Genomic DNA, 14,868 nt, shown 5'->3' on the forward strand with positions numbered 1-14,868 from the left:
GATAAAGGTAGAACAATGACGTACTCGATTTTTTCTCAAACGCCAAACAATGCGCTGACAGAGCCGATGTTTTTTGGTCAGCCAGTCAACGTGGCGCGTTATGACCAGCAAAAGCACCCAATCTTTGAGCAATTGATCGAAAAACAACTGTCGTTTTTTTGGCGTCCAGAGGAAGTCGATGTGTCACGCGACCGTATCGACTTTAGCAATCTCTCCTCGCACGAGCAGCATATATTTTTGAGCAACCTCAAGTATCAGACCCTACTCGACTCTATCCAAGGCCGCAGCCCAAACGTGGTGCTACTCCCGCTGGTGTCTATCCCTGAGCTGGAGACTTGGATCGAGACGTGGTCATTCTCCGAAACCATTCACTCGCGCAGCTATACCCATATCATCCGCAATATCGTCAATGACCCTGGCCTTATTTTTGACGACATCATGCAAAACGAGCATATCTTGCAGCGCGCCTCTGATATTGCGCAGTATTATGACGATCTGTACCGCAGCTCGCAGCTGTATAGCCTATACGGTGCCGGTACACACAATATCAATGGCGAGCAGATCACCGTCGATCTAAAGTCACTCAAAAAACAGATGTATCTGTGCATCATGGCGGTCAACGTCCTAGAAGCCATTCGTTTTTATGTGTCATTTGCCTGCTCGTTTGCCTTCGCTGAGCGAAAATTGATGGAAGGCAACGCCAAGATCATCAAACTAATCGCGCGTGATGAGGCGCTGCATTTGACCGGCACTCAGCACATGATCAATCTGATGCGTAATGGTAAAGATGATCCTGAGATGGTCGAGATTGCCGCAGAGTGTTTTGATGAAAGTATCGAGATTTTCCGCAAGGCTGCCGAGCAAGAAAAACAATGGGCAGGTTATCTGTTCAAAGACGGCTCGATGATCGGTCTAAACAAAGACATTCTTTGTCAGTATATCGAATACATCACCAACCTGCGCATGGAAGCGGTCGGCTTGCCAGCGGCGTTCCCGAACTCAAAATCCAACCCTATCCCATGGATTAATACGTGGCTGTCGTCTGACAACGTACAAGTGGCACCGCAAGAGACAGAGATTAGCTCATACTTGGTCGGTCAGATCGACTCTGATCTATCAGACAGCGACTTTGATGACTTTGAGCTATAATTTTTAGATGTTATTAGCGCGTCGATGACATATCGCTGTCATACAGGCGCGCTATCATCAAGGCAAAAAACACCAATAAAAATGACCATCAGGAGCTTGGGCAATGACGTGGGTAGTGACCAGCAAACAGCGCTTTTATTTGCATGATAGCGAGACCTTGCTAGACGGCTTACTGCGTACTGGGCACGATATCAACTATCAGTGCCGCGAAGGCTACTGCGGTAGCTGCCGCGTCAAGCGTATCTCAAGCTCACACAGCGTCGACTATCCATTTGAGCCGCTGGCGATGATAGATGAAGATGAGATCCTACCTTGCTGCTGTCGTGTGCAAGGGGTTATTCATATCAATCATGAGCCCGTGATTAAATAAAGACGGCTCACTTTAAAACCAGAAGCCACAAAAAAGCGCGCTACCTTTTGAGGTAGCGCGCTTTTTTGTGGCAGTTACCGACCTCTATACCCTACTCAAACAGCTTAAGTAGCTCCTCACGCATACGATCACGCTCTGCCTCTGACATCATCGGCACCTCTTCATCTGGTAAGTATGGCTGACCAGAACCGCCAAGCGTTTCGTCATGAATGATGACGGGACGCGGGGTTGGCTCTTGTACCGGACGCTCCTCTAATACGATTTTTACCTGCGCGTTTTTGCCTTGGCGTAGTATCTGGGCATTGAGCTCAGTATTGGGCGGCTTACGGGCCACATACTGAATCAAGGTATTGGCATCGGTCATCTCGACCCCGTCGATGGTCAAGATAATATCGCCCACTCGTAGGCCACTTTTGGCCGCAGGACTTTGGTCGATGACGTTTAATACTTCTACACCGGTCGAGGTCTCAAGCTGCGTAGGATCACGAAGCTGTGACTGAATCTCGATACCCAGCCAGCCACGACTGACCTTGCCATCTTTGATTAAGGCATTCATCACCTGCTCGACAAGGGCGGTCGGAATAGCAAAGCCGATGCCCATCGAGCCGCCAGAGCGGGAAAATATCACGGTGTTAATACCGACCAGCTCGCCATGCGCATCGACGAGCGCGCCGCCTGAGTTACCAGGGTTGATCGCCGCATCAGTCTGAATAAAGTCTTCAAACTTATTGACCCCAAGACCAGTACGCCCAGTGGCGGAGATGATCCCTTGCGTCACCGTTTGGCCGACACCGAACGGGTTGCCAATGGCCAAGGCCAAATCGCCGACGCGGATAGGATCCTCGCGGAAACCAAGCGGCGTCAGTCCGGTCATATCGACTTTGATCACCGCCAAATCACTATCAGGATCGGTACCGATGATCTTGGCGCGGCTCTTACGCCCGTCATTAAACGCGACGGTGATTTCATCGGCTTTTTCGATGACATGGGCGTTGGTCACGATATAGCCGTCTTCTGAGACAATCACCCCAGAGCCTAAGTTGGTAGAGCCTTGATCCTGCGATGGCCCGCCGTGAAACTCAAAAAAACGGCGCAAGACAGGGTCATTCATGTATGGATGCTCGGCCATGGTCTGCGTAGTATAGATATTGACGACCGACTGTGACGCGCGGGCGACGGCATTATGATAAGAGGAGATCGGTGCAGGCGTATCAGCGACAGGAGCCGATGCTTGCTGCTCAGCAGGTGACGTCCTCGGTGGCTCCCATGTCGCCTCTGACGTCGTTTTCATACTCATGAACAACCAGGTAAACGCTGCCAATACTAGCAGCAATAAGATCCAAGGAAGCCACTTTAACACAGACGCCTTGTTATTGGTGTTCGGGGATGGCGACATATAAAAACCTCTATAATTTTGATGCACACAAACAATAAAAAAACAATGATAAATAAAACCGAGACAAATCGCAGGCCAGTTACTACTGGCCTACTGTGAGCAATAGCATAGCAAATATCAGCAGCAAAACGCTATCGCTTAAGTGGTCTTGTGTATCGTCAGTTCTAAAGCTGACCCACCATAGGCAAATTATAACTGCCCATGCTACCGAATAGTAACGCATCGTGTACCATTTCAGTTATTGGCCTTGTCTACTCTTTGGCACTGTCATGCTAAAATGCAGATTGTTTGTCTCACTGGCCAACCAAATAACGCAAATAACAACAAGGAACCACCATGACCGCTCACGATACCCCGCCCTCTGCCGATATGACGATTACTGCCCAAGCGCTGACTGAGTTTTGTGATGACTATCTGTCTGCCAGCGCATTTAAAGACTATGCACCAAATGGCCTACAAGTCGATGGCGGCCGGCCTATCAGACGCATCGTGACTGGCGTGACGGCTTGCGAGGCACTCATCGATGCTGCCATCGCCGAGGACGCCGATGCGATTATGGTCCATCATGGATATTTTTGGAAAGGCGAACCGATGACCATCACTGGCATGAAAGGCCAGCGTATTCGTAAATTGATGCAACACGGAATCTCGCTGATTGGCTACCACTTGCCGCTCGATGCTCATCCAAAAATCGGTAATAATACCAAGCTCGCCGAGATGTTAGGGCTGACCATCACAGAGGCGCTATACCCTCATGAGTCGCATCCCGTCGGCAATATTGCCACGTGCCCGCCGCAAAGCGCCGAAAGCCTAACTCAGACCATCACGCAAGCTCTAGGACGCATACCGCTACATATCTCAGGTCATTATCAGTATTTGGCAGATGAAGCCGCAGATACAGCAGCCCCAAAACTGTTAAAACGTATCGGCATCTGTACTGGCGGCGCGCAAGATATGATCGAGCAAGCCGCAGCCATGGGCTGTGATGCTTATATCTCAGGCGAGATATCAGAGCGCACGACCCATAGCGCCCGTGAGCTTGGGATTGATTACTTTGCATGTGGCCATCACGCAACAGAGCGCGCAGGGATTCAAGCCCTCGGAGACATCATCGCTCAACAATTTGGTCTATCTGTGCGTTTTATCGATATCGATAACCCCGCTTAGAGTCGGCATCAACCCAGCACAAGTAAAGCTTAACACCAATACTTTTTAGCTTCTACTTCATAATACAGCCAAATTTGACCGTTTATAAGCAAATTGTTAAGTTTTATCGCTAATTTCTTAACTCTACTTGAATAATAAAACCAGTAACCGCATATTACTACCTGTAACAAAGAACGTTTTGTCATGAAACTTCCCATTATTACAGCTTCCGGTTATGGCACCAAGATAGACAACAAATAGATAATAGACAGCCATTTAGCGTTACTATTTATCTATAACTTGAGTTTTACGAGACTTGAGTTTTGCGAGACTTACGCACGGCTTATTATCTATATACTTATTTTCTATAGTGAGAGGGCGCGCGGCTTTAGCGGCGTATTACTATCTTGGTGTTGCGATGGTGGTTTGATGTTTTTTGTCAGTCGGTGTTATGACTGGATAAAAAACGAACAACCCTGTATCGCTGAACAGCAAATATGATTGGCAGTTTACTCTACCCTAAACGATATAAAGAGTAAGCCGCTGCTGATATTAGCGTAGTGTATTGACTTTATCATTGAGACGCATGGTTTGGCGCCGCTTTGATACAGGTATCTACGTGCTTGTTTCAATAATTTAATCATGACCTTACCTGTGTTTGTTAGGGAGTCGTTACGTTCAGTCTTATCTATTGTCGATGAAGGAATCATCTGATTTATCGCTTTCTGGGGTTTTTGCGTCTGTTTTTTGCAGGCGTGGCTTTTTTGATAAGCTTTTTTTGACAATAGATACTTGGCTGTGACAGCGCTGCACGTGTTTATAGAAAACTCATACGCGGCACGACTTTTTAATAAACAAACTGAGCGCACACGACAGTTATTTAACCGTGTCCTTCAGTTGAAATGCAACCTCGGTATATGTGCTATTGGCATACACAAGCGAGCATTTACGGTAAGTAGGATGGCTAAAATCAGGAGACATCCATGCAGCGTATTACTTATCGTGTGAAAGTATCAGCGCAAGGGGCCAAACGCCGTATTTCTTATCTGCTGCGTCCATCTAAGCGCCTACCAAACACCAAAAGTAACATCGTTTCATCCGTTACCCCTACTACTTCAAATCGGTTTGCCAAGACCAAAAAACTGGCGCAAGTGTCTAGTATCGCCCTGCTCTCGCTACCTGCTGAGAGCCTAACGACGATGCAGGCGAGCGTACCGGCCTATGACCATGTCATGCTAGACAATACCTTGACCGTCGCTGCTGTCCCAGGAAATAGCACGTATTTTGCGACCGATGGGTTTCAGCATGGTTTTGGGTTTGACTTGGTACGTACTTATGCTGACGAGCTCGGTGTCGATATCGACCTAAAAGCCTACGCCAGCGAAGAAGCAGCCTTACATGCTCTAAAATCTGGTGAGGCGGACATGGCATTGACCACCGCCAGTACTCAACTAAAAAGCCAGCTAAATTTGTCATCCATTAACGTCAGCTGCGGCTATGATGCCAGTTTGACCAAAAACGGCCTGCATCCAAAGGTCAGCTGGTCGTTTAATGCCCCTGATGATCCATTGTCACAAAAAGCCAGTTATTTTTTGTGCGATAGTATTAAGCTAAAAAACACCCAAAAGCTGGCCGCGTTTTATAATCAAACCCTACTAAAAGACGCTTATAGTCAAGATCACTTTAAAAAAACACTGACAGAGAGGCTGCCTGATTATCAGTCGTCTTTTGAGGAGCAAGCACGTAACTACAATCATGATTGGGAGCTGTTGGTTGCGATGGGCTATCAAGAGTCACATCTGGATGCCAATGCGGTCTCGCCCACCGGCGTACGCGGCCTGATGATGCTTACCAACAATACTGCCAAAGCGATGGGCGTATCAGACCGTGTGGACCCGTATCAAAGCATCGGCGGCGGCGCGCGTTATTTAGAGCAAATGAAAGATGAGTTCGCTGATGTGCCAAAGTCTGATCGAATTTGGTTTGCACTAGCAGGATACAATATGGGCCCAAATGCGGTCAAAAGCATCCAGCGTAAACTGCGCACGCAAGGCATCGATGATAAGAGCTGGGCCAACGTCTATGCCTATCTCGCAGAACACAGAGCTTCTAACAGCCGATATGGTCAAGCGATGCACTATGTCAGCAATATCAGAAGCTATCTTGAAACCATTAAGACGCAAACTGTCTAATGACATGACACTCAAAAACGCAAAAGCGGCTCTTATGATAAGGGCCGCTTTTTTGTGTGATGACTATATACGCTATTAACGATTGGGTACCGTCAGACGCTGACCACGTTGTAGCATGGTGTCGGCTGCGATATTATTCATATCTGCCAACTCTTGGGTCGACACTCCGTATTTACGCGCCAGCCCGATGAGACTATCTCCTGAGCCTACGGTATAGCTGACGGTTGCTTTTGGTACTTTTAGCGTCTGTCCGCGTTGCAGTTGGGCATTGGTTGCCAAATCATTGGTCGCCGCCAGATCTTCTACCGATACACCAAACTCTCTAGCAAGCGCAATCAAGCCATCGCCTGACTTGACCTTGTAGTTTTCGGTATTGCCAAGCTTTTTGCCACTGCTGACTGTACTGGTTGAGGTATTGCTCGTCGCATTGCTGCTTTGGCTGCTGACACGAGAGCCCACTGGGCTACCGCTAGCAGGAATCGTAATGGTACGGCCTAGTATCAAGTTTGAGTTGGTCTTTAGGTTATTGGCGGCAGCCAAGTCACTCAGACCGATATTGTAACGTCTTGCCACGCCCGTTAGGGTATCACCGGATTTGACCTTATAACTGACCGCTTTATCATTTAGCTGACGATCAACGATATCTTTGGGCGCAGGCACTTTAATCGTTTGACCACGTTGCAGGCGAGCTTTGGCATCAAAGTTACTGTTTACCGCTGCCAGCTCTGCTGGACTGACGCCGATACTGTTGGCAATACCAATTAAAGTCTCACCTGATTTTACCTTATAACTGGTGGTTGCCACTGAGCTTGTACTACTCTGCGCTCTACTGCTGCTAGTACGAGAGGCCGCGTCTATGTCTGCGCTGGCAGGTACTTTTAGGGTTTGCCCGACATATAGAGAGTCTGTGCTGTTAAGGCCGTTGAGACTGGCCAAAGTAGCGGTTGGCACATTGAACTGACGCGCCAAAGCGATCAAGCCATCCCCTGGTTTTACTCGGTAGCTCTGGGTCGCCGTGGCAGACTTACTGGGTTTTGATGATGGCGCGGCAGGTGTCGTTGCAGGCGCAGTGACTTTGCCAGGTACCAGCCATAGCTTTTGACCTCTGAGTAAATCCGCGCGACTACTTAGGTTGTTGTAACTGGCCAACTGCGTGACCGATAGACCAAAACGGTTGGCCGTACCGATCAGCGTATCACCCCCTTGTACCACATAGCTTTCTGGCTGGTTGGCCACTGTGCTGCTCGCACTGCTCAGAGGCTTAATGGGCTTGGCATTGTATAGATACAAGGTGCTGCCAGACAGCAGCTTGGCGCTGGCATCTATTTGGTTCCATTCGGCGATATCGCGCCAGCTCACGCCAGCTCGACTGGCAATATTGGACAGCGTATCACCACGTTTTACCGTATAGGTACTACGTGTGCCTTGTGGCTTTGGCTTGCTGACTGGCGTTTTTGCAAAGCTCAGTTTTTTTTCATCGCCTGTCGCCTCCAAGATAGACTGCTGCGTCTGCACCGCCGATAAGTTAATGTTGCCATCGGCGTTGATGACATTGGTCTCAGGCGTGCTACTGCGTATCTGCTTGGCAATAAAATCACGTTCTTCTTTGCTCAAAGGCGGCTCTTGAACGATGGTATTGTTTTGAGTGATTTTTGCAGACGTGGTCGGTAGGCTGTTGCTGCTTTTTAGCTCAGCATTGATTTTATTGGTCTCGGCGGTGGTCAACGGCGGCTCAGTATGTACGGCGGCGGTGTTGCTATAGACCGAGCTGCTCGTCTGTGTCGTTGTAGGCGAGATATAGCTCGTCGTCTGCTGCGGCACACTGGCGCTAGCGGCATAGTCTGCCAATGCGCTGCCAGTAGATGGCAAAGCAGAACTGGTATAAGGCTTACTATTATAGCTTGGTGAGCTTGAGCTGCTAGTGGTGGTGGTGGTGCTGTTATTACTGGCAGTCAACACATTACCCATGCCATTACCACGCAGCGAGCTGAGCTTGGCGTCTAGGTTGAGGCTCACATCATTAGGGATAATCACCCGCTGTGGGCCTGAGGCATCGACACGCCCTGAGGTGAGCGCGGTATTGAGTCTTTCGAGCTCATCATAACTGACACCTGTGATTTGTGATACTTCCGATAAACTGACACCATAATTGACAGGCACACTGCGAAAATGCTGACGGTTGGCGATAGCTGGTAGATAGACACCGTACTGCTCAGGCTTGGCAACGATTTCGGCCACTGCTAAAAAGCGTGGCACGTAGTTCATGGTTTCGGTGGGCAGTCTAAGTGACCAGTAATCCGTGGGCAGACCACGAGCCGCATTAGCATCGATGGCATTTTGCACACGACCGGGCCCTGCATTATAAGCGGCTAATGCCAGCTCCCAACTACCAAACTGGTTGTGCAATGCGGTCAGAAAATCATAGGCAGCGCGCGTCGACTCAATGACGTCACGGCGACCATCATAAGTGCTGCTTTGATTTAACCCATAAATACGGCCCGTACTAGGGATAAACTGCCATAAGCCAGCTGCTGCGGCACTACTGGTCCCACTTGGGTCATAAGAGCTTTCGATCACAGGCAATAGCGCCAGCTCGGTTGGGATATTACGGCGCTCTGCTTCTCGCACTGTGTGATAAATATAACGACTGGCACGCGCAGTCAAACGGTTTAGATACTCTTGTCGACTGGTAAACCAGCTTTTTTGTGCTTCGATACGCTGGTTATAAATTGGCTGTCCGCCGTTCATACGGTAGCCGGCACGCAAACGATTCCACAAATCACCGTATTGCTGAATGGCAAGTTTGTTGCCTTCTACCATGGTCATGTCTGTCGCTTCTAACAAATCCGCTAACTCGTCTAAGCTTTCAGCATCAAGATAAGCGGTAGAGTAATCCGTGGTGGCAGATTTTGCTGCTTGCTTACCAGCACGCTTGGTAACCGTCGCCGAGGTGTTGGTCGCGCCTTTGTTTTTTACCGGCGAGGTATTGCTACAAGCACTGATGAGTAACGTCGATACCGCAAGCGTCAATGGTAACGCAATAAATGAGCGAGAGTTTGAGAGCACAGTAGACATGATATTGGAGGTTTCCTAACGACAAGAAGTAATGAGATAAGTTGCTTGATAGTATAGTCTGCAATGTAAAGCAAAGACCAGTCTGATGTAAAGACCTTAAGCAAAAATTACGGTCGCTCTTTTTTGTGACTTTTATGAATATAAGTATAGATATATAAACAAAACCTTATAAGGAATGGTTATATATCATGGATGAGCTGTATTTATTCACCATCTTAATGATTGATGGTCTTAATTAGCTACTCTTAATCAGATACTTTTAATAAAATACTCTTAATTAATAGTCACTTGTGAGACCGCACGCAATAAGACAGCATTGCCCGTCGAGAGCGTCAAGGTCACCCGCGAGGTGGTGACAAACGAGACCTGCTGACCATCTTTTACCCAGCTTTCATTGGTGGTCACATTGGCTTTGGCCTGTCCGCCTGTGATGACGATGTTATCGACAGAGATATCGTAGCGATAATTGGAGGTGTCGTTCCAGCTGTTTTGCAGCAGTTTTAGATAAGCTTCTTTGTCCAGACTGGTTGTTTTTCCTTTTCTAGATAAAGAAATCAGCGCATCATCAGAGACCAAACGTGCAACTTGGTTGATGTTTTGGCTGTTCGCTGATGACTTCATGGCAGCGGCGTAGTTTTTTACTAGCGCTTCGGTCATGGTCGCCGCCTGCGCATTGATCGTGATGGTGCTTGCAGCAGCAACGATAGCAGCCACACTGGTACTTTTTATCATCAGAGCCAAAAGCCCGTTTCCCCATACTCGTTTCATAATAATCCTTAGCGATATTATCGGCGTTATGGTCATACATTTTCTATTTATCTATGTATTGATGTAGAGACCACAAGCGCATTTATCGTTTGACTAAATAGGCCACCTATACTGAGTATAGGTATTGACGCCTTAATATTGACTTTACGAGCCATTTTGGTAATTTTTTTAGTCCAATCACGGTAGACTCGTATCATAGTGTGAGATTATCATTCAATTCTCACAGCCATGTGACACCCTGTGTAATTATTGCGAACATCTATAACGATAGACTATCTTGAAGTATACCGTCATATCAAGCCGCACTGATTATCACAATAAGACTTGATAGTGACGGAAACTCAGAGCAGTGTAATCAGTCACGCTTAGCGTTATGACTTGGTTTCTGAGCCATTGTCTTCAGACTGTTCATCATCACTGAGCTTCATACCGAGCCGCTCTACACGTCTGTCCATCATTTGCCGTGCCAGCGCTTGCATGTCCTCGACGCGGTCTATCTCATCGACAATCTCCAGCCCGAGCAAGGTTTCAAACACATCCTCCAACGTCACCAAGCCTTTGACCTCACCATACTCACCCACAGTAATGGCAATGTGGACACGGTTTTTTAGCATCAGCTCTAGCAAGTCAAACAGCTTCATCTTTGAGAATACAAAGGTGATCTCTCGTTTAAACTGGGTCAACGGTTTGTGCATGGCGTGGTTGACTTTGGCCAGCAGCATATCTGTTTTTAGCACAAAACCGGTAATATTGTCCAAATCACCATCATAAATCGGCAAACGCGAAAACGTCAGCTTAGGGCGATCTACCAGCAGCTCAGCCACGGTTTTATTTTCTTCAAAAGCGAGCATCACTGAGCGCGGCGTCATGATGTCCTCAACCTTGATAGCGCCAAAGGCCAGCAAGTTACGGATAATGCGCGACTCTAGCGGGTCTATCTGACCTGACTCCTCACCGATACTGGCCAAAGCGGCAAACTCACGGCGGCTAAAGGTTTGCGGCTCTTTGCCGCGCACCAGCAGTTTGGTGAGGCGCTCTGATATCCAAATCAGTGGATACAGCAGTAAGATAATACCGCGGACAAAATAAGCCACCAGACCGCTAAGCTGACGCCAATACAGTGTGCCCAAAGTCTTGGGAATAATTTCAGACAAAAACAAAATCGCCAGCGTCATAATCGCTGAAAACAGTCCAAACCAAGCACTACCAAAGACGATAGTCGCTTGGGCACCAGCGCCGATAGAGCCAAGCGTGTGCGCCACTGTGTTTAATGTCAAAATAGCGGCCAGCGACTGATCGATATTATCAACTTTTAGGCTTTTAAGCATTTCCGCTTTTTTGGGGTTGCTTTCTTGTACATCCGCGATAAACGACGGCGTCATACTCAGCAAAACAGACTCGGCCAACGAACATGCAAAAGACACGCCAATGGCCAGTACGACAAAAAATATCAGCAGCATCACATTCAGCGCTGTTGGTGCAGCCGCCGCGTCAGCCGCCCAAGCCAGCTGCGGTAGTAGCAAGACGGCAGGAAACGGCAGCATCGCGAGTAACGGCCGACCAAAACGAGCAAGACGACACATCTTTGGGGGAGGTTCTGCTGACTCATCTTGACGACAAGCCCGCGGACGATTTAAACGAGGTACAAACATAAAAGAGGTGGACAAGTTAGGTAACCTAAACAGAAAAGAAGAAAAAGATAATATCATGAGTACGCGCCGCCGAGCATCTACCGCATAAAAGCTGGTTAATACTCGATAAACAGGCACTCATCGATGCCCACCACCTTGCTTGACAGCTTGTCTTATAGGCAACTAATAACCCAGTCAGTCAACAACCAACATCTGGCTGCTGCGCGTGACATTTTATAAGGACAGCTTACCAGCCCTACCCTCTGGGTATCGTGTGGCGGCAATTATTGCCATTTGATAGTAGCATTGATGATAATATTTCACAATAAGCCGCGCTTTTTAAGTGCGATTTTTTAGGTACGCCGTTTATCCCCGAGGTTTTACGTTTCGTCATACGGGTTTTTGGCTAGCATTTGATGCGATCAATCGCCCGATATACCAGAGAAAACACACCCAGCTTATGATTAACAGTTACCAAGTCTGGGATTTTTTGTTACTATGCGTCTAATTTTATTATTGTCTATGACTTACTGAGAGTAAATTATGTTGCTATTTATCCAAGCCGCCCATGCGGCCCCAGAAACTGCAGGCGCTGCGTCAATATTTGGCCAGATCTTATTGCCTGTCGCTTTTTTTGCGATTTTTTATTTTTTGGTCATTCGCCCGCAGTCTAAGCGTACCAAAGAGCATCGTGCTATGGTCAATGGGCTTAGTGTCGGCAATGAGATTATCTTTGCCGGTGGTCTGATGGGTCGTATCAAAGACATCGAGGGCGACTATGCTGTCGTCAGCTTGAACGACAACACAGATGTGAAGATACAGCGCGCTTCTGTCATCTCAGTATTGCCTGCTGGCACTATCGAGAGCGTATAATTATCAGCCGTGCTGTATTTATGATTGTGCGCTCGTCGCACTGATAAATACGTACGTGCCTAAAAAATGACCGTACCTTGTCTACGGTCGTTTTTCGCTATAAAGTAGCAAAACCTTGCATTTTATAATGCCAAAGACGGCGATAAGTTGTCAGTTTTATGTTATCGATAATCTTTCGATAACAGATATTTTGGATGACGGCGCAAAGCGTCATCTGTATTATTTGCTTTATTGCTTTATTGTTTTATGCTTTATTATCATCGCGGATGATCGCAATGGTACATGACAACGACTGCCAAATACGGCACTCGGCCATTGCTATCGCTAACTTCCCATCTGCTAACTTGTGGCCTACGTCGCCAGTCGTTTATCAACCTAAAGAAGTGATTATGCAATATCCCGCTTGGAAATACTTACTCATCGCCGTCGTGCTTATCATTGCCGGTCTGTATGCTGCCCCCAACCTCTACCCTGACGAACCTGCCGTACAGATTACCAGTGCTGCCGCAGGTACCCAGCTGTCTGAAGATATTTTGACCGAGTCACAAAGACTCCTTACTGAGGCAGGTCTGGACAGTCATGATGGTACGTTTGAGGGCAACAGTGCGCTGGTACGCCTAAAAAACCCAGTCGATCAGCTCAAGGCGCAAGAAGTATTGCGTCAAAATCTGGGCGAGGACTATGTCGTGGCGCTCAACTTAGCACAGACCACGCCAGAGTGGCTACGTAGCATCGGCGCAAAACCGATGAAACTTGGTCTGGATTTGCGCGGCGGTGTGCGCTTTGTCCTCGAAGTCGATATGGATAAAGCTCTCGAGCAGCGCTTAAGTAGTGCGAGCCGTGATATGCGCCGTGAGCTACGTGCTGAACGAGTGGCGGTCAAAGGCATCAAAACTGAAAATCAAAGCATCGTACTGCATTTTGCTGATACGGACGCGCGTAACCGTGCTCAAAACATCCTACAAAGCTCAATGGGCAATACCTTTAATTTGCAGTCTTCGATTGATGAGCAAGGCCCAGCGCTAATCTTGGCATACAATGACGCCACCCTCGATGAGATCAAAAGCTACGCGGTCAATCAAAACCTCACGACCCTACGTAATCGTATTGCAGAGCTGGGCGTGACTGAAGCCCTCGTACAGTCACAAGGCGCTAGCCGTATCGTGGTAGAGCTACCTGGCGTACAGGACACAGCCGAGGCCAAACGTGTCCTTGGACGTACGGCAAACCTTGAGTTTCGCATGGTCGCTGAAGACGCTGACACCTACACAGGCGGCATTCCACCAGCAGGCACTGAGGCTTTTCCCTTTGAGACGCTCGATGGCCCTCCAGTACTGCTAGAGCGTCAAGCCATCGTCACAGGTGATAAAGTCACCAATGCACAGACAGGCGTCGACGAAAACGGCTCGCCAGAAGTGAGCATCACGCTAGACAGTGCTGGTGGTAAGCTAATGCAAAATGCCACCCGTACTGCTGTTGGCAAACAGATGGCGGTTTTGTTTATCGAAAACAAACAAAGAATCACCTATGAAGAAGACCCAGAGACTGGCGAGACCGTCGAAGTACGCACGCCTTACGCTGAGGCAAAGGTCATCAACCGCGCCAATATTCAAGCGGTACTTGGCTCATCTTTCCGCATCACGGGGCTAGATAGTAGTGCTGAAGCAGCTGAACTGGCACTGTTACTACGCTCAGGTGCTTTAGCGGCTCCGATGTATTTCGTCGAAGAGCGCACCATTGGCCCATCACTCGGTCAAGAAAACATCGAAAAAGGCTTATTTTCGACGCAGGTCGGTTATTTGCTGGTCTTTGCCTTTATGATTGTTTTTTATCGTCTCTTTGGTGTCATCGCCAACGTGGCTCTAGCGGTAAACGTCATTATTATCATCGCTATTATGTCGATTTTAGGCTCATCGCTTACTCTACCAGGCATTGCAGGTATCGTTTTGACCATCGGTATGGCGGTCGATGCCAACGTCCTGATTTTTGAGCGTATACGCGAAGAGCTGGCCAACGGCGTACGGCCAAAATCCGCTATTGTGGCAGGATTTGCTCGCGCCTTTAGTAGTATTTTTGATGCCAACCTCACCACATTGTTGGTGGCGTTTATCTTGTTTGCCATCGGTACAGGCCCGATCAAAGGCTTTGCAATTACGTTAGCTATCGGTATTGTCAGCTCACTATTTACCGCCATCATGGTGACACGTGCGTTGGTACAAATTGCTTATGGTAAGCGTAAATCTATCAAACGTTTGAGCATCGGTTAGG

General features: G+C 48.1%; 10 protein-coding genes. 6 read left to right on the forward strand and 4 right to left on the reverse strand.

Features of this window, described 5'->3' with window-relative positions; genetic code table 11:
- Positions 1-15: 15 nt before the first annotated feature.
- Together nrdB and yfaE are read left to right on the forward strand one after the other, a co-directional pair.
- Positions 16-1,149 carry a class Ia ribonucleoside-diphosphate reductase subunit beta gene (gene nrdB, locus ACNFVB_RS08290; RefSeq protein ID WP_430737171.1) on the forward strand — a complete coding sequence of 378 codons (1,134 nt, stop codon included), beginning with the start codon at positions 16-18 and terminating at the stop codon, positions 1,147-1,149.
- 103 nt (positions 1,150-1,252) lie between these two features.
- Positions 1,253-1,519 carry a class I ribonucleotide reductase maintenance protein YfaE gene (gene yfaE, locus ACNFVB_RS08295; protein WP_288998452.1) on the forward strand — a complete coding sequence of 89 codons (267 nt, stop codon included), beginning with the start codon at positions 1,253-1,255 and terminating at the stop codon, positions 1,517-1,519.
- A gap of 91 nt (positions 1,520-1,610) precedes the next feature.
- Here the strand turns inward: yfaE and ACNFVB_RS08300 are convergent, their stop codons facing one another.
- Complete coding sequence (locus tag ACNFVB_RS08300; protein ID WP_430737172.1) at positions 1,611-2,915, reverse strand: S1C family serine protease; 1,305 nt, start codon at positions 2,913-2,915, stop codon at positions 1,611-1,613.
- A 336-nt stretch (positions 2,916-3,251) separates the two neighbouring features.
- On the opposite strand from ACNFVB_RS08300, the gene ACNFVB_RS08305 reads away from it, so the two are divergent.
- Both ACNFVB_RS08305 and ACNFVB_RS08310 read left to right on the forward strand, forming a co-directional pair.
- Positions 3,252-4,082, forward strand: a complete 831-nt coding sequence (locus ACNFVB_RS08305) for a Nif3-like dinuclear metal center hexameric protein (protein WP_430737173.1) — start codon at positions 3,252-3,254, stop codon at positions 4,080-4,082.
- A gap of 962 nt (positions 4,083-5,044) precedes the next feature.
- Positions 5,045-6,253: a transglycosylase SLT domain-containing protein gene (locus ACNFVB_RS08310; protein ID WP_192992878.1), complete on the forward strand. Its 1,209-nt coding sequence runs from the start codon at positions 5,045-5,047 to the stop codon at positions 6,251-6,253.
- A gap of 75 nt (positions 6,254-6,328) precedes the next feature.
- Here ACNFVB_RS08310 and ACNFVB_RS08315 read toward each other — a convergent pair whose 3' ends face one another.
- The 3 genes from ACNFVB_RS08315 to ACNFVB_RS08325 all read right to left on the reverse strand — a co-directional run bounded on the left by ACNFVB_RS08315 (position 6,329) and on the right by ACNFVB_RS08325 (position 11,748).
- The gene (locus ACNFVB_RS08315) at positions 6,329-9,328 is read right to left on the reverse strand and encodes a LysM peptidoglycan-binding domain-containing protein (RefSeq protein ID WP_430737174.1); all 3,000 of its coding nucleotides are present in this window, start codon (positions 9,326-9,328) and stop codon (positions 6,329-6,331) included.
- A 273-nt stretch (positions 9,329-9,601) separates the two neighbouring features.
- Positions 9,602-10,096: a hypothetical protein gene (locus ACNFVB_RS08320; RefSeq protein WP_274631736.1), complete on the reverse strand. Its 495-nt coding sequence runs from the start codon at positions 10,094-10,096 to the stop codon at positions 9,602-9,604.
- 371 nt (positions 10,097-10,467) lie between these two features.
- The gene (locus ACNFVB_RS08325) at positions 10,468-11,748 is read right to left on the reverse strand and encodes a CNNM domain-containing protein (RefSeq protein WP_430738506.1); all 1,281 of its coding nucleotides are present in this window, start codon (positions 11,746-11,748) and stop codon (positions 10,468-10,470) included.
- Between the two features lie 522 nt (positions 11,749-12,270).
- Here ACNFVB_RS08325 and yajC point away from each other — a divergent pair.
- Together yajC and secD are read left to right on the forward strand one after the other, a co-directional pair.
- Positions 12,271-12,600: a preprotein translocase subunit YajC gene (gene yajC / locus ACNFVB_RS08330; RefSeq protein ID WP_430737175.1), complete on the forward strand. Its 330-nt coding sequence runs from the start codon at positions 12,271-12,273 to the stop codon at positions 12,598-12,600.
- A 389-nt stretch (positions 12,601-12,989) separates the two neighbouring features.
- The gene (gene secD, locus ACNFVB_RS08335) at positions 12,990-14,867 is read left to right on the forward strand and encodes a protein translocase subunit SecD (protein ID WP_430738507.1); all 1,878 of its coding nucleotides are present in this window, start codon (positions 12,990-12,992) and stop codon (positions 14,865-14,867) included.
- The last annotated feature ends 1 nt before the right edge of the window (position 14,868 follow it).

The organism is Psychrobacter sp. VH5, from assembly GCF_050572635.1.
GTDB classification, from domain to species: domain Bacteria; phylum Pseudomonadota; class Gammaproteobacteria; order Pseudomonadales; family Moraxellaceae; genus Psychrobacter; species Psychrobacter celer.